An 18,836-nucleotide genomic window follows, 5' to 3' on the forward strand; every position below is an offset into this window, starting at 1 on the left:
GAAACGCCCGAACCTTGCATGGCTATTGATTTTTTAGCGCGCGCAAAGAATATGTAAAAATATGATAAGATCAAGGCGGCTCAGATCCGCAGGCAGACTGACATGACCAAAATAAAAAATATGGAAGAGTTCGCAGCCCTCAGTGGCATCTCGCGGCCTACGGTATCCAAGTACTTTCACGATCCCGACAGCGTTCGCCCGACAACACGGGCCCGTATCGAAGAGGCGTTAGAGCGGTTCGACTATCGCCCCAATATTTATGCGGTGAACCAGAACCGGAAGCTGACCAAGAATATCGGCATCGTCGTGCCCTATCTGGCTGATCCGTTCTTTGCTGAAATCGCGCGCTATTTGGAACAAAGCTGTATCGCGGCGGGGTATCGCCCGTCCCTCTTTAGCTCTCATGGTGAACAAAAACTGGAAAACGACATTCTGGACGGGCTGCAATCCATGAAGCCTGCCGGGGTTTTGTTGGCGCCATTGGGGCGGACCTCAGACCAATCAGTGATCGAGAGGTTCTGCGCCAATGTGCCGACCGTATTGTTCGACAGTAACCTTGATGGTCTGGGTGCCGCGTTTATCGGGTCGGACAATTTCAGCTTTGTGTCGCAAACCGTGGAATACATGATCCGGACGGGCGAGCCCCCGTCCTTCTTCGAAATGCGAACACCTGCAAACCCGAACGCCAATAAACGCCGAAAAGCCTATGTTGAAGTCATGGAACGTCTCGGGTTCGAGCCGCATATCATCAAAGTCGACGGTAAGGGCTGGGCGTTTGAAGAGATCGGTCACACGGGTGCCCTGAAAGTTCTGGCGGAAAATGAGTTGCGAACTAACTCGGTCCTGTGCAGCAATGACCGGCTGGCAATCGGCTTTCTGGCGGCCTGCTACGAGCAAGGGATTCGGGTCGGTCGAAAGGATGATTGCGCGCTGCGTCTGGCTTCAAATGACGATCATCCCTTCGCAAAATTTACGTGCCCCTCTCTGACCACGGCTGCCCATGATTACGACAACGTTGCCGGGCGTAGCGTCGAAACTCTGTTCGAACTCATTGAAAGTGGAGGGAAATTTGAAACGCGGTCGGAAACGTTGTTCCCTGCAAGGCTGGTATTGAGGGATTCCGCCTAATCTTAAAAATTAACGCGCGTAAAGTTTTCATTGACGCCGCGACAATTTTTGCATTACGTTCTCTGTACGACATCCAAGCTCAGGGAGGACAGGGATGTATTTGAGAAACGCACTTCGTGCGGCGACTGCAATGACACTCGTCGCGACGGCAGCAGCCCATGCGGATACCTTAACAATAGCGACCGTAAACAACGGCGACATGATCCGGATGCAGGGCTATACCGATAAATTCACCGAGGCGACCGGCATTGACGTCGAATGGGTGACGTTGGAAGAAAACGTGCTGCGTCAGCGCGTAACGACCGACATCACGACCAAAGGCGGTACGTTCGACATCATGACAATCGGCATGTATGAGACGCCGATCTGGGGCGCGAATGGCTGGCTGGTGCCGCTGGATGGCCTGTCCGAAGAATATGACGTTGGTGACATTCTGCCAGCGATGGCAGGTGGGTTGAGCCATGACGGAACGCTTTTCGCGGCACCGTTCTATGGTGAAAGCTCGATGATCATGTACCGCACTGACCTTATGGAAAAGGCGGGCATGGAAATGCCTGAGGCGCCGTCCTGGCAGTTCATCAAAGAGGCCGCCGCCGCGATGACCGACCGCGACGCCGAGATCAACGGCATCTGCCTTCGTGGCAAAGCCGGTTGGGGTGAAGGTGGAGCCTTTATCACTGCGATGTCCAATTCATTCGGTGCCCGCTGGTTCGACGAAGAATGGAAGCCTCAGTTCGATCAGCCCGAGTGGGCAGATACACTGAATTTCTACGTTGAAATGATGAACGAATCCGGTCCTGCCGGCTATGCCACCAATGGGTTTAACGAAAACCTGTCGCTGTTCCAGCAGGGCAAATGCGGCATGTGGATCGACGCGACAGTTGCGGCGTCTTTCGTAACCAACCCTGACGACTCTACGGTCGCGGATCACGTAGGATTTGCGCTGGCACCTGACACAGGATTGGGCAAGCGGTCCAACTGGCTTTGGGCGTGGGCACTGGCTATTCCTGCTGGCACACAGCAAGAAGATGCTGCCAAGCAATTCATCGAATGGGCGACCTCAAAGGACTACATTGAGCTAGTGGCCGAAAGCGAAGGATGGGCAAACGTTCCCCCGGGTGCACGTACGTCTCTGTACGAGAATCCGGAATACCAAAAGGTTCCGTTCGCCAAGATGACACTGGACTCAATCCTGTCAGCTGATCCGAACAGCCCGACGGTGAAACCCGTCCCGTACGTTGGCATCCAGTTCGCCGCAATCCCGGAATTCGCAGGCATCGCCACACAGGTGAGCCAGGAGTTCTCGGCGGTATATGCCGGACAGCAAACGGTTGAGGAGGCACTTGCCAAAGCGCAGGCTTTCACAGCTGAAGAAATGGAAGCCGCCGGTTACTGAGGCATCCTCCCAACGGGTGGGCAGAGGTCTGCCCCCCCGTTCAACCCTTCCACAATTCGCGTTTTTCTCGCAGGCTGAGTTACGCCTGAACAGAGAGGGTTTGCGTTATGGCTACTCAACATTCTCGATCAGTTGCCCGCCTGATGATGGCACCCGCAGTGGTCCTGCTGCTTGGCTGGATGCTCGTGCCTCTGACGATGACGCTGTATTTTTCTTTCAAGAAGTACCTTCCGCTGCGTGGAGGCGATCTGGGTTGGGTCGGGTTCGACAACTACGTTCGTTTCGTATCCTCCAGTTCCTTCTGGCCCGCGGTCCAAGCAACATTAGTAATCGTTGGCGGCGTGCTGGTGATTACGGTCATTCTGGGCATTCTGCTGGCCATGCTGCTGGATCAGCCCATGTGGGGGCAGGGCGTTGTCCGCATCCTTGTGATCGCGCCATTCTTTGTCATGCCGACCGTATCAGCGCTGGTCTGGAAGAACATGTTCATGGACCCGGTGAACGGTTTGCTGGCCCATCTATGGCGCTTTTTCGGGGCCGAGCCGATTTCGTGGCTGTCCGAGGCTTCGATGACCTCGATCGTTATGATCGTTTCCTGGCAGTGGCTTCCCTTTGCGACGCTGATCCTGCTGACGGCTATCCAGTCTCTGGACAGTGAACAGCTGGAAGCGGCCGAGATGGACGGCGCGCCGGTGCTAAAACGCTTCTATCACATCATTCTGCCGCATCTTGGTCGCGCCATTACGATTGTGATCCTGATTCAGACGATTTTTCTACTGTCGATCTTCGCCGAGATTTTCGTGACCACCGGCGGCGCCTTCGGCACCCGTACACTGACCTACATGATCTTCCAGCGCGTGTTGGAAAGCCAGAACGTTGGCCTCGGATCAGCCGGTGGTGTCTATGCAATCATCCTTGCCAATATCGTTGCCATCTTCCTGATGCGCATCGTTGGCAAAAACCTGGACGCGTGAGGAGACAAACCATGGCCCGCACCGTCACGACACAACGCAAAACACTAAACACCGCCCTTGCCTGGGCCGTAGGTCTGCTGATCTTTTTCCCGATCCTCTGGACGATCCTGACCAGCTTCAAGACCGAGGCACAGGCGATTGCAAGCCCACCGATCTTCCTCAACTTCGACTGGACGCTCGAAAATTACGCCATCGTGCAGGAACGCTCTGACTATATGCGATTCCTGTGGAATTCAGTCATCATCGCAGGCGGATCAACACTTTTGGGTGTAATCGTCGCGATACCCGCAGCCTGGGCGATGGCGTTTGTTCCGTCCAGACGCACCAAGGACATTCTGTTGTGGATGCTGTCCACAAAGATGTTGCCCGCAGTTGGTGTTCTGTACCCGATTTACTTGCTGTTCATTCAGCTGGGTTTGCTGGACAGTCGCGGCGGGCTGGTCGTGGTGCTGATGCTGATCAACCTGCCGATCATCGTCTGGATGCTCTACACCTATTTCCGCGAAATTCCGGGGGAAATCCTTGAAGCGGCAAGGATGGACGGTGCGACGCTGAAAGAGGAAATCCTTTATATCCTGACACCCATGGCCATCCCCGGCATCGCATCGACCGTTCTGTTGAACTTTATCTTAGCCTGGAACGAGGCGTTCTGGACCCTAAACCTGACGGCCGTCGACGCGGCCCCACTCACTGCATTCATCGCCAGCTATTCCAGCCCCGAAGGCCTGTTCTTTGCCAAGCTTAGCGCGGCCTCGACCATGGCGATTGCACCCATCCTGATCCTTGGCTGGTTCAGCCAGAAACAACTTGTCCGCGGCCTGACTTTCGGCGCTGTGAAATAAGGAAGACTTCGTATGGGACGTATACAACTCAAGTCCGTGACCAAAAGCTTCGGCGACGTAGAGGTCATTCCCCCGCTGGATCTGACCATCGAAGATGGCGAGTTCACCGTATTTGTCGGCCCCTCGGGTTGCGGCAAGTCCACTTTGCTGCGCCTGATTGCGGGACTGGAAGACATGACTTCTGGCTCCATCGACATTGACGGCGCCGACGCAACAGACGTGCCGCCTGCCAAACGCGGGCTGGCGATGGTGTTCCAATCCTACGCCTTGTATCCGCACATGACCGTTCGCAAGAACATCGCATTTCCGCTGCGCATGGCGAAACTGGATCAGGCTGAGATCGACAAGCGGGTTGAAGGTGCGGCGAGCGTTCTGAACCTGACCGACTACCTGGATCGTCGTCCCGGCCAATTGTCTGGCGGGCAACGTCAAAGGGTGGCCATCGGTCGGGCCATTGTACGCGAACCGGCTGCGTTCCTATTTGATGAACCGCTGTCGAACCTGGACGCCGCCTTGCGCGTTGGCATGCGGCTGGAAATCAGCGAACTGCACGAGCGTCTGGCGACTACGATGATCTACGTCACCCACGACCAGGTCGAGGCCATGACTATGGCCGACAAGATCGTTGTGCTTCAGGCAGGTGTGATCGAACAGGTTGGCAGCCCGTTGGAGCTGTACCGTACGCCGCGCAACCTGTTTGTTGCAGGCTTCATCGGTTCGCCCAAGATGAACTTCATCGAAGGCCCAGAGGCGGAAAAGCTCGGTGCCCAAACCATCGGAATTCGCCCTGAACACATTGCGGTGTCTGAATCTGAAGGAGACTGGTCCGGCGTCGTAAGCGTTTCTGAGCACCTTGGTTCGGACACTTTCTTCCACGTCCACGAAACAGGGTTGGCCGAGACCATCACCGTCCGTGCAGATGGCGAGGTTAACTTTCGCCACGGTGACCGAATCCATCTGACACCACGACCGGATGTCATCCACCGGTTTGACGCGAAAGGCTTGCGGATCGAATGACGCGCCTGGCAGGCAAAACCGCCCTGATCACCGGGGCAGCGAGAGGCATTGGACTGGCGTTTGCCAAGGCTTATGTGGCTGAGGGCGCACGCGTCGCCATCGCCGATATAGACATGCAGCGCGCACAGAGCGCTGCAACTGAGATCGGCGCAGCCGCGTTGGCCGTCGAGATGGACGTGACCAGCCAACAAAGCATTGAAGACGCCGTTGCTCGAACGGCGGCACATTTTGGCCCAATTGACGTTCTGATCAACAATGCGGCCATCTTCTCCGCCGCTCCAATCGTTGAAATTGAGCGCGCTGACTACAATCGCGTTTTTGACATCAACGTTGCCGGCGCGCTGTTTACGATGCAGGCTGTTGCGCGCCACATGATTGATCACGGAAACAATGGTCGGATCATCAACATGGCGTCGCAGGCCGGGCGCAGGGGCGAGCCGTTGGTCGCCGTGTACTGTGCCAGCAAAGCCGCGATCATATCCTTGACCCAATCGGCCGGGCTGAACCTGATCTCTCACGGGATCAACGTAAACGCCATTGCACCTGGTGTTGTCGATGGCGAGCACTGGGATGGTGTTGATGCGTTTTTCGCAAAGCACGAAGGCAAACCACTGGGTCAGAAGAAACGCGAAGTGGCTGCAGCAGTTCCTTATGGCCGAATGGGCCGCGCCGAAGATCTGACCGGGATGGCCGTGTTTCTGGCTTCTGACGATGCCAAGTACATCGTCGCACAAACCTACAATGTCGACGGCGGAAACTGGATGAGCTGATGGATCCTGTGGCGAATGCAAACCCTCCGATATGGTTACGGCGAAATACCCTTTCAGACCTGCCTGCGACGGTCAGAACCCCGGTGTATGAGTGTTCGGATCTGACGCCCGGCATTGTCCATATCGGACTTGGCAATTTTCATCGCGCGCATCAGGCTTGGTATGTTCACCAGTTGATGCAGTTGGGCCAGGCCCATGACTGGGCAATCATCGGGGCCGGTGTCCGAAGCTATGACGCCGACATGCGAGAACGACTGCTGGCGCAGGACTGCCTGACAACGCTGATCGAACTGGACCCAAAAGGAATGTCCGCCGAAGTGATTGGTCCGATGATCGACTACTTGCCGATCGAAGACGACAATGCCGCGCTTATCCGGACGATGGCCGACCCTGCCATTCGGATTGTGTCGCTGACTGTAACCGAAGGCGGGTACTTTCCGGACGCCAACACTGACGCGTTCGATACGGATCACGCAGATATTCTGCACGATGCCGAGAACCCAAACCAGCCGCGTACGGCTTTCGGCGCTATAGTCGCGGCGCTCAGGCAACGGCGCACAAATGGCTTGAAGCCCTTTACCGCACTCAGCTGCGATAACCTTCAAGGCAACGGTGGGATTTTGCGAAACTGTGTTGTTGGTTTGGCGCGTCTATCCGACCCGGATCTGGCCGATTGGATCGATCAGAATGGCGCGTTCCCAAACTCGATGGTTGACTGCATCGTGCCCGCAACGACCGAGCAGGTCGTATTGCAATGCCGCACACTGGGCGTCGACGACCGCGTACCAGTCACGCATGAGAACTTTCGCCAATGGGTGATTGAGGACGATTTCTGCGCCGGGCGACCGCCCCTCGAAGAGGTCGGAGTAACACTGACGCAGGACGTCCACAGCTACGAAGCGATGAAACTGCGCATATTGAATGGAGGTCACCAACTGCTCGCAAATGTCGGGGAGATTCTGAATGTGCCCACGATTTCAGACTGCATGCAGGACCCGGACATCGTAGCGTTTTTCGGAAAAGTTCAGACAGAAGAGATTTTGCCTCATGTCGAAGCTGTTCCCGGGACGACAGCAAAAGAGTACCTCGGGTTGGTTAAGAGGCGATTTGCCAACACTGCTATTCACGATACAACACGTCGGGTCGCATTTGACGGGTCGGCGCGACATCCCGGGTTCCTACTACCGTCGCTCCGCGCAGCAACTGCGTCTGGCTCTTCGGTAAATGGGCTCGCGTTGGCCGAAGCATTCTGGTGCCGGATGTGCGTAGGTGTTCGTGAAGATGGCTCCGAAATCGCCCCGAATGACCCCCAATGGGAGAAACTACATAAAACCGCAAAGGCGTCCAAAGCCGACCCACAGCTTTGGCTCGAACAAAGCCAATATGGCGGTGAATTTGGCCGCGGCACAAAGTTTTCTGAAGCCTTTGCCTGGTGGCTAACCGGGATCTGGCAGAGTGGCAGTCGAGCAGTTTTAACTGAATATGTCTCTAACGGCTCAATGCCACACTAAATTAGCGTCACTCAGATTATTCAATTGCGGACACATCTTTCTTTTTTCGCCGGCTAAGGGTTGTCGCAAATTGCCTTGCTGCCCCGGCATCCATAGGATGCACAGCCTGCCCTCCAATCTTTGCTGCAACTTCCCTTGCGATCCGAACAGGGCGCGATAAGTCTCTGCCCCGTACCTCGATTTGAAAGTGTTCGAGCTCGGCGCGCAGGTGCGAGATTTGTGCTTCAGCAACGAAGGCTGGATCAGAGAAGTTGCTGAGTAACAATTCGAATTGGCTTCGAACAATCTCTCGTGAAATGGCGTGGATGGCTCCCAGCGTTGAGGGCGTTGTAGGCTCGATGAAAATTTTCTTTTCTCCTTCCCCGGGCACTGGAGCAGGGATCCCCAATGCAAGTGTGGAGGGACGTGAGTCTTGCTTCGCTCGGACAGAAACGAGATCGAGAGCCGGTTTGATTGTTTTTTCGTTTGCCCAAAGGGGCTTTGGTTCACGTTAGCTGTTTGGCAATCACGCGACAGCCGGGCAATCGTGCCAGCATCGATTTTAAACCGATTCACTGATTTTATTGAATTTTTCATGGAAAGTGGCTGGGGTGGTAGGATTCGAACCTACGGTACACTGTACCAAAAACAGTTGCCTTACCACTTGGCTACACCCCAACGGTGAGGCGCTGTCTACGATTGTTGATCGGTGGGTTCAAGACCTTTCGGGTAAAAAAATGAGTGCGGATTAAAAAAAATCTGAAGGCGCTAATCGAAGATCTGAGAGTGGCTTGTTTTCATAGGTAAGGTGTTCGATCTTGCTGAGATCGGGTCGTCGGAAAGCACTGCAGAATGTATGCGGAATGAGTAGCCCATTGGCCTGATCTTACGGCGGGGTTTTGAAATCCAGTGTTTTGCGAAGAGCTGGATGCGCGCATTGATGGCAGGGCGCTAAGATTGGAAACTCTGAAAGGGAAGAGAATGAAGTTTCTACGTACTCCAGACACCCGGTTTGACGGGCTCTCAGAATACCCGTTTGCACCGAATTACGCGCAGGTGGATGACACCGAAGGCGGCCAGTTGCGGATGCATTATGTGGATGAAGGGCCAGCCGAGGCTGATCCCGTATTGATGATGCATGGCGAGCCAAGCTGGTCCTACCTTTACCGCCACATGATTGCGGGATTCGTCGCGCAGGGACATCGCGCGGTTGCGCCAGACCTGATTGGGTTCGGACGATCCGACAAACCAACTGAACGAAGTGACTACACTTATGAACGCCACGTGGCTTGGATGGGTGATTGGCTGCGCAAGGTGGACCTGCGCAACATCACTCTGGTTTGCCAGGACTGGGGCGGGTTGATCGGGCTGCGGTTATGGGCAGAGATGCCCGACAGGTTCGCGCGTATCGTCATTGCCAACACGGCGCTGCCGACCGGCGATCAGCCAATGGGCGAGGCGTTCGAGAACTGGCGCAGGTTTAGCCAAGAGGTCCCGGTATTTCCGGCCGGTGGAATTCTGAAAGGCGGAACTGTTTCGCCCCTGTCAGAAGACGTTATCGCGGCCTATGATGCACCTTTTCCAGATGAAAGCTACAAAGCCGGGGCGCGGCAGTTTCCCATGCTGGTGCCAGCGACGCCTGATGATCCGTCCTCGGGTCCGAACCGGCAGGCGTGGGAGGTGATCCGAGGGCTAAAGACGCCTGTCCTCACAGCTTTCGGGGCCGATGATCAGGTCATGGCGGGGATTGATTCTGTGTTCCAGAAAATGTGCCCGGGGGCTGTGGGGCAGCCTCATGTCATCTTGCCGAATGCGGGACATTTTTTGCAAGAAGACGTTGGTCCGGAACTGGTCAAGTTGACCTGCGATTTCATCGCGCGCACACCCCGATCCGACTAGGTTATTCTCGGATTTCGGCTGGGTCGACGCCCCAGAGGTTCGTTTTCTGTGCCCAGCCGCGATACCCGCCCGCAGAAATCTGGCACCAGTCCAGCGAACAACTTCCCAGGCGCGCCACAACGCCCGTTTCAAACTGTGCGCTGATCGGCGCATTTGCATCGGGGCTTGTGTAAACGGTCAGCAATTCGGCGTCGACCAACACAGTTCGAACACCGGACAACAGGGCATAGTGCACCCATCCTCCTGCTCCGTCGCGGTCCTGAACTCTGCGCCAGTTTCCGTATTCTGCCGTTATCTGCAGTGGCATGCCGCGCCGTTTGAAAACCCAATCGATTCGGTGAGTCAGGGATGGGCCGCGGCGCACATTGCCCTCAGCAGCTTTCATCGAAACGAACCGTGGAAGGGGCAGGTTGGTGACTTGGCCACGCTTGTCCTGCGCGCTGGCAGCCAAGCCACCAAACACCGTCAGGAAAACAGCGAATGCCGCCGAAACAGGGCGTTTTACGGGTAGAAAACCACTCACTTACTGTCTGCTCTTGTGCCTGTTGATCTTGCTTCAAAAAAAGGTCGACTCAATGCCTATGGGGTTCTTGTGCCCCGCCTTATCCTGCGCCACGATGACATGGCGCGCGAAGGTTTGCAAAGCAGTGGGAGTGCAGAGGTGTCAAGAGAACGTCTGAGTGTTGTCGTTACGCGACGGTTGCCCGAGGCGGTTGAAACCCGGTTGAGCGAATTGTTCGATGTGCAATTGCGCGACGATGACAACCCGATGACCCGTGAAGAACTGGTGGAGGCCGTGAAAACCGCCGATGTTCTGGTGCCAACCGTAACCGATACGATCGACGGTGGCCTTTTGGGGCAGGCGGGTGAAAACCTGCGCTTGATCGCGAATTACGGGGCGGGGGTCGACAATATCGATGTCTCGACCGCGCGTCAGAGGGGCATTCTGGTGTCGAACACCCCGGGCGTGCTGACCGACGATACCGCTGATATGACCATGGCACTGATTCTCGCTGTGACCCGTCGAATTCCCGAGGGTCTGTCTGTCATGCAAAAAGGCGATTGGACCGGGTGGGCGCCGAATGCCTTGTTGGGCGGGCGTATCGGAGGGCGGCGTTTGGGCATTTTGGGCATGGGACGTATCGGTCAGGCCGTGGCCCGCCGTGCCTGTGCTTTTGGGATGCAGGTGCACTACCATAACCGCCGCAGACTTCGCCCCGAAACCGAGCAAGAGATGGAGGCGACCTATTGGGAAAGCCTCGATCAGATGGTGGCGCGGATGGATGTGATTTCGGTCCATTGCCCGTCGACACCGTCTACCTTCCATTTGATGAATGCGCGGCGGCTGAAATTGATGAAGCCGACAGCCGTTATCGTGAATACATCAAGGGGTGAGGTGATCGACGAAAACGCTCTGACACGCCGGATACGCTCGGGCGAAATCGCCGGCGCGGGCCTGGATGTTTATGAGCACGGGACGGATGTGAATCCAAGATTGCGACAGTTGCCGAACGTTGTTCTGCTGCCCCACATGGGGTCGGCCACGTTAGAGGGTCGGATCGAAATGGGTGAGAAAGTTATTATTAATATCAAGACCTTCGAAGACGGTCACCGCCCACCGGATCAGGTAGTCCCCGCAATGCTTTGATCAGGTGTTTCCCGTGTTTTGATGCGGGCGGTGCCAATTTACACACGCATATTTTCAGGAGGATACGATGAAACGAAGTCTGATTTCGGGAGTTTTGCTGTCGGCGGTTGTGCTGGCAGGACCATTGACTGCTCAGGAAACGGCGGATGCCGTTGCGCCCGAAGGCGCGTCCGAGGGGCAGGTGCAAGGCCTGACCGAAGAGGTGATCGCTGCGCTTGAGGCCAAGATGGCAGGGCAGCCGGTCACATCTGAAAACTGGATGGTCGCTGCTGCGAATCCATTGGCGGTTGAAGCAGGCGCAAAGGTTTTGCGCGCTGGCGGGTCGGCGGCTGATGCAATGGTCGCCGTTCAGGTTGTGCTGGGGTTGGTCGAACCGCAATCGTCGGGCCTTGGTGGCGGTGCATTTTTGGTTTGGTATGACGCTGCATCGGGCAAGCTGACGACATTGGATGGGCGTGAAACGGCCCCGCTTGAGGCGAACCACAGGCTGTTCCATGACGAAAACGGCGAACCGCTGAAGTTCTTTGATGCGGTTGTCGGCGGATTGTCGGTGGGCACACCCGGGACACCGGCCCTGCTGGAAGAGGCGCATCGGCGATGGGGGCGCAGTCCGTGGCCAAGCCTGTTTACCGATGGCATCGCTCTGGCGGACGACGGTTTTCTGGTATCTCCGCGCCTTGCTGGCCTGGTCGAAAAGGATGCCGAACGCCTGTCGCGCTTTCCTGCAACCGCAGAATATTTCTTGCCCGACGGTAAGCCACTTGAGCAGGGGCAACGCCTGACCAACCCGGAATATGCCGAAACTCTGCGTATTTTGGCCGAGGAAGGCTCGGCCGGTTTCTACGGCGGTGAGGTTGCCGCTGGCATCGTCAGCACCGTACGCAACGCCGAAGGCAACCCGGGCGTTTTGTCGGGAATTGATCTGGCGCTGTATCAGGTGATCGAGCGTGAACCAGTGTGCGCAACCTATCGCGCCTATGAGGTCTGCGGCATGGGCCCGCCATCGTCAGGCGCGCTGACCGTCGGTCAGATTCTGGGCATGCTGGACGGCTATGATCTGGCTGCAATGGGCCCCGAAGACACCAATGCATGGCGCCTGATCGGTGATGCCTCTCGTCTGGCTTTTGCCGACCGTGGTCGCTACATGGCCGATCATGATTTTGTTCCCATGCCAACGCAGGGCTTGGTTGATCCATCTTATCTGTCCGACCGTGGCTCTCTGTTAGGCGGAGAAGCCGCCCTGACAGAGGTCGCACCGGGTAACCCCGAGTTCGATCATGCGTCGAATTGGGCCGACGATGTCTCGATCGAGTTACCCTCGACCTCGCATATATCGATCGTTGATCAGTATGGCAACGTTTTGTCGATGACGACGACGATTGAGAACGGGTTCGGTTCACGGCTGATGACAAACGGGTTTTTGCTAAACAACGAATTGACGGATTTCTCGTTCAAAACGCACAGTGACGGCGTTCCAATTGCCAACCGGTTGGAGCCAGGCAAACGTCCGCGCTCGTCGATGAGCCCGACAATTGTGATGCAGGACGGCGCGCCTGTTCTGGCCATCGGATCGCCGGGCGGCAGCCGTATCATCGGCTATGTTGCCAAGTCGATCATCGCCTGGGCGGATTGGGACATGGATGTGCAACAGGCCCTGTCGCTACCGCACCTCGTCAACCGTTTTGGCACCTATGACGTGGAAGAAGGAACCGCTGCCGAAGGGTTCTCGGATGCGTTGATTGAGCTGGGTTTTGAAGTGAACCCGCGCGACCTGACATCGGGCCTGCATGCGATTGAGATCGGGGATGTGCTGGTCGGCGGTGCTGATCCGCGTCGTGAAGGAATTGCGCTGGGCGAATAGCCCGGCGTTTCAAAGGGGAAGACCATGGTGCAGGCAGTTGCTTTGCCGCGAAATGAAGTGGGGATCGAGGCAGCTGTCGGCATCCTGAAGCAAAAGTTTGGAGACCGGTTGCAAACCGGTCAGGCAATCCGCGAACAACATGGTCACACGACCACCTGGATCGAAAACCAATCCCCGGATGCTGTGGTTTTTCCGCATTCCACGGAAGAGGTCTCCGAGATCGTCAAAACCTGCGCCACGCACAAGGTACCGGTGATTGCATTTGGTACGGGTACATCGTTGGAGGGTCACGTGAACGCCCCTGCTGGTGGTATCTCGGTTGACCTGACGCAGATGAATAAGGTGCTGGCTGTGAACCCGGGTGATCTGGATTGCGTCGTACAGCCGGGTGTGACGCGCGAAGACCTGAATACCCATTTGCGGGATCAGGGCCTGTTCTTTCCGATCGACCCCGGCGCGAATGCCTCGTTGGGTGGAATGGCGGCGACGCGGGCGTCCGGGACCAACGCGGTTCGCTATGGCACGATGAAGGACAATGTCCTTAGTCTTGAGGTGGTCATGCCGGATGGGCAGATCATCCGAACCGGGCACCGGGCCAAGAAATCCTCGGCGGGTTACGACCTGACCCGACTGCTGATCGGGGCCGAAGGGACGCTGGGAATCATCACCGAACTTACCCTGCGCCTACAGGGCATCCCCGAGGCGATCACCTCGGCCCGTTGTTCATTTCCGTCTGTGGATGCGGCCTGTCAGGCTGTCATGATGACGATCCAATATGGTGTTCCGGTGGCGCGGATTGAGCTGCTGGATGAAATGTCGGTCCAGGCCGCTAATGCCTATTCCGGGCTGAGCCTGCCGGAAACGCCATTGCTCTTGCTCGAGTTCCACGGATCGGAAAACGGTGCGGTCGAACAGTCCGAAACCTTCAACCAGATCGCGGAAGAGTTCGGTGGCACCGATTTTGCGGCGACCTCAACGACTGAGGAACGCAATAAACTCTGGCAGGCCCGGCATGATATGTACTGGGCTTCCTTGCAACTGCGTCCGGGCGCGCGGGGAATTTCCACGGATGTCTGCGTCCCGATCTCGCGTTTGGCAGAGTGCGTCACAGCGACTCAGGACAAAGCGCGTGAGCTAGGACTTATGGCCCCGGTGGTTGGGCATGTCGGGGATGGCAACTTTCATTCCTTGCTTCTGATCGACATGGAAAACGCGGACGAAATCAGCAAAGCTGACGAATTCGTCGGTTGGCTGAATGATCTGGCTATTTCGATGGAAGGCACGTGCACGGGCGAACATGGGATCGGACAGGGCAAACAGCCCTACCTGGTCAAAGAGCTTGGACCAGCGGTCACGTATATGACTGCCATCAAAAAGGCACTGGACCCCGATAACATCATGAACCCCGGAAAGATCCTGTCGAACACGTAGAAACGGCGCATCCTTGGGAATTCCGCCTCAGAGCCACAAGGGTGCCCAATTCTGCGGCTATCCATTGCGAAAACAAGCAGTAATTGAATTTGAGGTCATAATGGGCGCGCTAAGGTTCATTGGGTTTGCGTTGATAGTTGGTCTGGTCGTTGCGGGCCTAGATTACTTTCAGCAAGACAAAAAATCGGACGGTACGCTTTCGCTTAGCGGATATTTTGAAACCATCTCGGTGCGGTTCGATCAAAGCCAAAAAGAGCGGGAAGTGAAACAAGCGGCGCGAGAACGTCAAAAGCTATGGAATGCCGGTGCAAAGTCCTTTCTTCCGACCCCTCCAGAGGGTTGGACGCAATATGCCCTGACCGAGCCCGACACCAAGGCAGTTTCCAGAGTTCTTTCAGAGTTGCGGCCAGTGCCCCTTGTCAGTTCGATCAGCGGGCCAGCCGAATTGCTGCAGCTCAACGCTGCCGGCAAAGACGGCGCGCTTCGAAAGCTGGATGAGACAGGCACTGTTTACGCAAAAGAAGGTGAACTGATCTGGCTTGATATCACCCTCAAACCACAAGCAGCACGAAACACTTTGGCCGGATTAGCGCTGAGTGCGCAGGATGCGTTTCTGGATGGGATGAAGGCCGAACAAGGGTATGCGATGATTGACGGCGTCGCTTTCATCGAAACAACCGGAAATTTGCTGGATGATACCAAAAAGACCAACTATCGCGCGTTCACAGGCCGTATCGGCTTTGATCAAGAGGTTGTAATCCGCCTTCATGCAGATGCCAGCGATGCGACGATCCGAGAGTTTCTTGGCCGCGTCGATTACGCAGGCTTGAACGCGTTGCTGCCGCATCCGGCCCTGATTGTCGGCAAGGGAATCGAAGTTCCCCTGATCCGGCAGCCCGAAATAGCGGATGAAATGCACGATCTTTACGAAACGATGCAAATCGCGCAGCTAAGGTTGGGTCAGGAAAAGCTGGAAAATCTGGATGCGGCGGCTTTGGTGGCGAACACGCTAAGTAGTTCGGGCTTCAACTCTGAAGGCGTCATGGACATCACCAACGGCGAAGTCTTCGAAAATCAGGAACTGTCGCAATTATCTTACATTCGCACCCAGAACTTGCTGCTTGAATCTGCGCTGAGCGAGGCGGAAACCGAAGTGGCCAGCACAGGTGGTATCGGCGGGTTCATTAAGGGATTGATGGGCAAAGTGGCCCACGCCGATGCAAAAGCGGAGGAACCCCAGCCTCAGGTTGCTCCATCGGGTGAGGTTAAAGTCAGGAAGGGTGGTTTGGGCAAATCATCCTGTGCAACGTTGGGCAGTAGCAAACGGTGCTCTGTCGGGGGCAACTGAAACCTTTCACCTGAAAAATCGACGCTCTGCGCCATGCACGGGTCGTTTTCTTTATATCACTGGTCGGATGAATGTCGCGCCGGGGCATTCAAATGCGCCATATGGTGTCAACTGAATTCAAGGGGAGACGCCCGGTAATGAAAACCCAAGTCAAAGCACTGGTCGTTGGCGGTGGTGCCGTCGGCGCTTCGATTGCATATCACTTGGCCAAGGCAGGCTGGGACGATGTGATGTTGATTGAGCGGGACGAGCTGACTTCCGGCTCGACATGGCACGCAGCAGGGCTGTTGCCGCTGTTCAACATGTCCTATGCAACGACACACATCCACAAGTACTCGGTCGACTTCTACAAGCAGCTTGAGGAAGAAACCGGTTTGAACGCGGGCTTTGCCGTAGTTGGCAATCTGCGCATGGCACAGACGCAAGAGCGCATGGATGAATACATGCTCTATGCGTCGACGGCTGAGACTTGTGATGTCGCATATGAATGGCTGACCCCTGATCAAATCAAGGAACGCTGGCCACTGATCGAGACTTCAGATCTGAAGGGTGCGATCTATCACACCGAAGACGGTTATATTAACCCCGCTGACGTAACGCAGGCGATGGCCAAGGGCGCCCGTCAGCGCGGTGTCGACATCGTGCGCAAAATGCAGGCCGATGCCTTCCATTGGAACGGCACTCACTGGGAAGTCACCTGCACCAAAATGGTCGAGAAGGGCGGTAACCTCATCCCGTCTGACGAGCAAGTTGTGATTACCGCCGAGCATGTCGTGACCGCATCGGGCAACCACGCGCAGCGCACGGCCAAGATGCTGGGCATCAAGATGCCCGCGATCCCAGTCGAGCATACCTTTATCGTCATGGACAAAGACCCTGAGCTGGTCAAATGGCGTGAAGCGGGCAACCCCGAACACCCAGTTGTCCGTGATGCCGACAACGAATCTTATGCACGCGAGGAACGCGGCGGATGGATACTTGGCATCTATGAACATGGCGCGCCGGCGCAGTTCGAACATGGTGTACCGGACAGCTTCCGTGCTGATCTGTTCCCGCTCGATCTCGACCGAATTGCAGACCAGTATATGGCAATGGCCGAGCGCGTGCCGTCCTGTGCCGAATCCGGCCTGAAAGACGATTTTAACGGCCCGATCTGCTACACGCCCGACGGCAACCCGCTGGTTGGTCCCGCGCCTGGCTTGCGCAACATGTGGCTGGCCGAGGGATTTTCGTTCGGTATCACCGCCGCAGGCGGCACCGGCTATTATCTGGCGCAGATGATGGTCGACGGCGAAGCCGAGATCGACATGGCTTCGCTGGACCCCAAACGTTACTCGTCGAACTGGATGACCACCGAGTTTGCGGCACGCAAGAATGAAGAGTGCTATGAGCACGTCTATATCCTGCACCACCCCGATGAAGAACGCGCTGCCTGCCGCCCGCTGCGGACTGTTCCGGCCTATGACCGTCAGAAAGCGCGTGGCGCACAGTTTGGCTGGGTTAACGGCTGGGAGCGTCCGAACTATTTCGGTCCGCTGGATGCACCCGAAAACTTCGACCATGATGCCCGCTCGTTCCGCCGCGGCGGCTGGTGGCAGCATGCCGTTGACGAAGCCAAGGCGATCCGCGAAGGCGTTGGCCTGATCGACGCATCGGCCTTCACAAAGCATGTCGTCAAAGGCCCCGGTGCGACCCAGTTCCTGGATTGGTTCACCTGCAACAAGCTGCCCAAGGTCGGTCGTATCAACCTGACTTACGCACTGACCTCGCACGGTACCACCCGCACCGAATACACCATCGTCCGTAACGGCGAGAACAACTACTACATTGTCTCTGCCGGGGCCTGGACTGAGTACGACGCCGATTACCTGCGCAAGGCGGCCGAGGACAAGATGGAGGAGTTCGGTTACATCGAGATCCAGGACGTGACCACTCAGTGGGGCGTTTTTGCCATCGCCGGACCCAAATCGCGGGACGTTCTGAAAGAGGTCATCAAAGACGCCGATCCGGAAACCGCACTGTCCAACAAGCGCTTCCCATGGCTGTCGGCCCGTCAGATCGAACTGGGCATGTGCCCGGTCAACGCGATCCGCGTGGCCTATACCGGTGAGCTGGGTTGGGAACTTCACCACCCGATCGAGATGCAGAACTACCTGTTCGACCTGCTGGAAAAAGCTGGTGAGAAACACGGTATGAAGCTGGTCGGTGCCCGCGCCCAGAACTGGCTGCGTCAGGAGAAATCCTATCGCGCCTTCGGCACCGAGCTGGGCCGCGACGCGACCCCGCTGGAAGCCGACCTGCCGCGCTTTGTCGACCTGTCCAAGGACTTCTATGGCAAGGCCAAGCTGGAAGAGACTGGCGTACGCGTGAAATGCTGCACGCTGCTGATCGACGGACCGGAGGATGCCGATCCGTGGGGCCGTGAAGTGCTGTATACGCCGGAAGGTGAACGCGTCGGTCGTCTGACCTCGGGCGGTTATTCGGTGGCCTTCGAGAAATCCATCGGCATGGGCTATGTGAAGCCCGATCTGGCGGTCGAAGGCACCAAGCTGAAGGTCAAGCTTCAGGACAAATTGTGGGATGCGGTCGTAACATGCGACAGCCCCTATGATCCGAAAAACGAAACCATCCGCAAGGACGGCTGACTAAGCAAAGGCCCCGGAGATCTCCGGGGCCTTTCTTCATACTGATAGCTCGTCAAAGCATTCCAACGCCTTGGCCGCGTACATCATCGACGGTCCTCCGCCCATTTGAATGGCCATGGCCAGAACGTCTGACACTTCTTCGCGGCTTGCTCCGGCATTGATCAGAGCTTCGGTGTGTAGCGTTATGCAAGGTTCGCAGCGGGCGGCGATGGACATACCCAAAGCGATCAGCTCTTTGGTTTTGTAATCCAGCGAACCGCCTTCTTTGACGGTTTTTCCCAGCGCACCGAAGGCACGGGCGGTATCAGGGATTGCAGCGTTGAGGTTGCGCAGATTGTTGCGCGTATCCGAGAGCTTGTCTTGCCAGTTCATTTGTGGGCTTCCTTT

At 56.5% G+C, this 18,836-nt stretch carries 16 protein-coding genes and 1 tRNA gene; 13 read left to right on the forward strand and 4 right to left on the reverse strand.

Going from position 1 to position 18,836, the window contains the following annotated elements; genetic code table 11:
- Positions 1-102: 102 nt before the first annotated feature.
- The 7 genes from AC2FI8_RS08995 to AC2FI8_RS09025 all read left to right on the forward strand — a co-directional run bounded on the left by AC2FI8_RS08995 (position 103) and on the right by AC2FI8_RS09025 (position 7,638).
- Complete coding sequence (locus AC2FI8_RS08995; RefSeq protein ID WP_496778601.1) at positions 103-1,128, forward strand: LacI family DNA-binding transcriptional regulator; 1,026 nt, start codon at positions 103-105, stop codon at positions 1,126-1,128.
- Positions 1,129-1,222: 94 nt separating this feature from the next.
- Positions 1,223-2,524, forward strand: coding sequence for an ABC transporter substrate-binding protein (locus AC2FI8_RS09000; RefSeq protein ID WP_058284088.1), 1,302 nt, complete (start codon positions 1,223-1,225; stop codon positions 2,522-2,524).
- Positions 2,525-2,631: 107 nt separating this feature from the next.
- The gene (locus AC2FI8_RS09005; protein WP_108859810.1) at positions 2,632-3,498 is read left to right on the forward strand and encodes a carbohydrate ABC transporter permease; all 867 of its coding nucleotides are present in this window, start codon (positions 2,632-2,634) and stop codon (positions 3,496-3,498) included.
- 11 nt (positions 3,499-3,509) lie between these two features.
- Entirely contained in the window at positions 3,510-4,340 is an 831-nt protein-coding gene (locus tag AC2FI8_RS09010; protein WP_109310934.1) for a carbohydrate ABC transporter permease, read from the forward strand.
- Positions 4,341-4,352: 12 nt separating this feature from the next.
- The gene (locus tag AC2FI8_RS09015) at positions 4,353-5,357 is read left to right on the forward strand and encodes an ABC transporter ATP-binding protein (RefSeq protein WP_496738273.1); all 1,005 of its coding nucleotides are present in this window, start codon (positions 4,353-4,355) and stop codon (positions 5,355-5,357) included.
- Positions 5,354-6,127 carry an L-iditol 2-dehydrogenase gene (locus tag AC2FI8_RS09020; protein ID WP_496778603.1) on the forward strand — a complete coding sequence of 258 codons (774 nt, stop codon included), beginning with the start codon at positions 5,354-5,356 and terminating at the stop codon, positions 6,125-6,127. Before AC2FI8_RS09015 ends, AC2FI8_RS09020 begins: the two co-directional genes overlap by 4 nt.
- Positions 6,127-7,638, forward strand: coding sequence for a mannitol dehydrogenase family protein (locus AC2FI8_RS09025; RefSeq protein ID WP_496778605.1), 1,512 nt, complete (start codon positions 6,127-6,129; stop codon positions 7,636-7,638). Before AC2FI8_RS09020 ends, AC2FI8_RS09025 begins: the two co-directional genes overlap by 1 nt.
- Before the next feature lie 16 nt (positions 7,639-7,654).
- Here the strand turns inward: AC2FI8_RS09025 and AC2FI8_RS09030 are convergent, their stop codons facing one another.
- The gene (locus AC2FI8_RS09030; protein WP_496768710.1) at positions 7,655-8,008 is read right to left on the reverse strand and encodes a hypothetical protein; all 354 of its coding nucleotides are present in this window, start codon (positions 8,006-8,008) and stop codon (positions 7,655-7,657) included.
- Between the two features lie 212 nt (positions 8,009-8,220).
- Positions 8,221-8,295 (reverse strand) — tRNA-Gln (locus tag AC2FI8_RS09035).
- A 303-nt stretch (positions 8,296-8,598) separates the two neighbouring features.
- On the opposite strand from AC2FI8_RS09035, the gene AC2FI8_RS09040 reads away from it, so the two are divergent.
- On the forward strand, positions 8,599-9,516 hold the full coding sequence (locus AC2FI8_RS09040) for a haloalkane dehalogenase (RefSeq protein WP_496778607.1): 918 nt from the start codon (positions 8,599-8,601) through the stop codon (positions 9,514-9,516).
- A 1-nt stretch (position 9,517) separates the two neighbouring features.
- Here AC2FI8_RS09040 and AC2FI8_RS09045 read toward each other — a convergent pair whose 3' ends face one another.
- Positions 9,518-10,039 carry an SH3 domain-containing protein gene (locus AC2FI8_RS09045; protein ID WP_496778609.1) on the reverse strand — a complete coding sequence of 174 codons (522 nt, stop codon included), beginning with the start codon at positions 10,037-10,039 and terminating at the stop codon, positions 9,518-9,520.
- A gap of 138 nt (positions 10,040-10,177) precedes the next feature.
- On the opposite strand from AC2FI8_RS09045, the gene AC2FI8_RS09050 reads away from it, so the two are divergent.
- The 5 genes from AC2FI8_RS09050 to AC2FI8_RS09070 all read left to right on the forward strand — a co-directional run bounded on the left by AC2FI8_RS09050 (position 10,178) and on the right by AC2FI8_RS09070 (position 18,449).
- Positions 10,178-11,164: a 2-hydroxyacid dehydrogenase gene (locus AC2FI8_RS09050; protein WP_496725538.1), complete on the forward strand. Its 987-nt coding sequence runs from the start codon at positions 10,178-10,180 to the stop codon at positions 11,162-11,164.
- 67 nt (positions 11,165-11,231) lie between these two features.
- Positions 11,232-13,025, forward strand: coding sequence for a gamma-glutamyltransferase (gene ggt, locus AC2FI8_RS09055; RefSeq protein WP_496778611.1), 1,794 nt, complete (start codon positions 11,232-11,234; stop codon positions 13,023-13,025).
- A 24-nt stretch (positions 13,026-13,049) separates the two neighbouring features.
- On the forward strand, positions 13,050-14,456 hold the full coding sequence (locus tag AC2FI8_RS09060) for an FAD-binding oxidoreductase (protein ID WP_496778613.1): 1,407 nt from the start codon (positions 13,050-13,052) through the stop codon (positions 14,454-14,456).
- 100 nt (positions 14,457-14,556) lie between these two features.
- A complete protein-coding gene (locus AC2FI8_RS09065) occupies positions 14,557-15,804 on the forward strand; it encodes a hypothetical protein (protein ID WP_496778615.1) in 1,248 nt (415 codons plus the stop codon).
- A 137-nt stretch (positions 15,805-15,941) separates the two neighbouring features.
- Positions 15,942-18,449 (forward strand): GcvT family protein, encoded by a 2,508-nt coding sequence (locus tag AC2FI8_RS09070; protein WP_496778617.1) that lies wholly within the window; start codon positions 15,942-15,944, stop codon positions 18,447-18,449.
- 36 nt (positions 18,450-18,485) lie between these two features.
- Here the strand turns inward: AC2FI8_RS09070 and AC2FI8_RS09075 are convergent, their stop codons facing one another.
- Positions 18,486-18,821 carry a carboxymuconolactone decarboxylase family protein gene (locus AC2FI8_RS09075; protein WP_058275472.1) on the reverse strand — a complete coding sequence of 112 codons (336 nt, stop codon included), beginning with the start codon at positions 18,819-18,821 and terminating at the stop codon, positions 18,486-18,488.
- Between the last annotated feature and the right edge of the window lie 15 nt (positions 18,822-18,836).

This window comes from Ruegeria sp. CDSB029, from assembly GCF_059611125.1.

Bases quoted from the DNA above. Each gene is read 5' to 3' on its own strand.
- AC2FI8_RS09025 (WP_496778605.1), top strand. From the start codon at position 6,127: ATGGATCCTGTGGCGAATGCAAACCCTCCGATATGGTTACGGCGAAAT.
- AC2FI8_RS09015 (WP_496738273.1), top strand. From the start codon at position 4,353: ATGGGACGTATACAACTCAAGTCCGTGACCAAAAGCTTCGGCGACGTA.
- AC2FI8_RS09070 (WP_496778617.1), top strand. From the start codon at position 15,942: ATGAAAACCCAAGTCAAAGCACTGGTCGTTGGCGGTGGTGCCGTCGGC.
- AC2FI8_RS09040 (WP_496778607.1), top strand. From the start codon at position 8,599: ATGAAGTTTCTACGTACTCCAGACACCCGGTTTGACGGGCTCTCAGAA.
- ggt (WP_496778611.1), top strand. From the start codon at position 11,232: ATGAAACGAAGTCTGATTTCGGGAGTTTTGCTGTCGGCGGTTGTGCTG.
- AC2FI8_RS09000 (WP_058284088.1), top strand. From the start codon at position 1,223: ATGTATTTGAGAAACGCACTTCGTGCGGCGACTGCAATGACACTCGTC.
- AC2FI8_RS09005 (WP_108859810.1), top strand. From the start codon at position 2,632: ATGGCTACTCAACATTCTCGATCAGTTGCCCGCCTGATGATGGCACCC.
- AC2FI8_RS09075 (WP_058275472.1), bottom strand. From the start codon at position 18,821: ATGAACTGGCAAGACAAGCTCTCGGATACGCGCAACAATCTGCGCAAC.
- AC2FI8_RS09010 (WP_109310934.1), top strand. From the start codon at position 3,510: ATGGCCCGCACCGTCACGACACAACGCAAAACACTAAACACCGCCCTT.
- AC2FI8_RS09020 (WP_496778603.1), top strand. From the start codon at position 5,354: ATGACGCGCCTGGCAGGCAAAACCGCCCTGATCACCGGGGCAGCGAGA.
- AC2FI8_RS08995 (WP_496778601.1), top strand. From the start codon at position 103: ATGACCAAAATAAAAAATATGGAAGAGTTCGCAGCCCTCAGTGGCATC.
- AC2FI8_RS09065 (WP_496778615.1), top strand. From the start codon at position 14,557: ATGGGCGCGCTAAGGTTCATTGGGTTTGCGTTGATAGTTGGTCTGGTC.
- AC2FI8_RS09060 (WP_496778613.1), top strand. From the start codon at position 13,050: ATGGTGCAGGCAGTTGCTTTGCCGCGAAATGAAGTGGGGATCGAGGCA.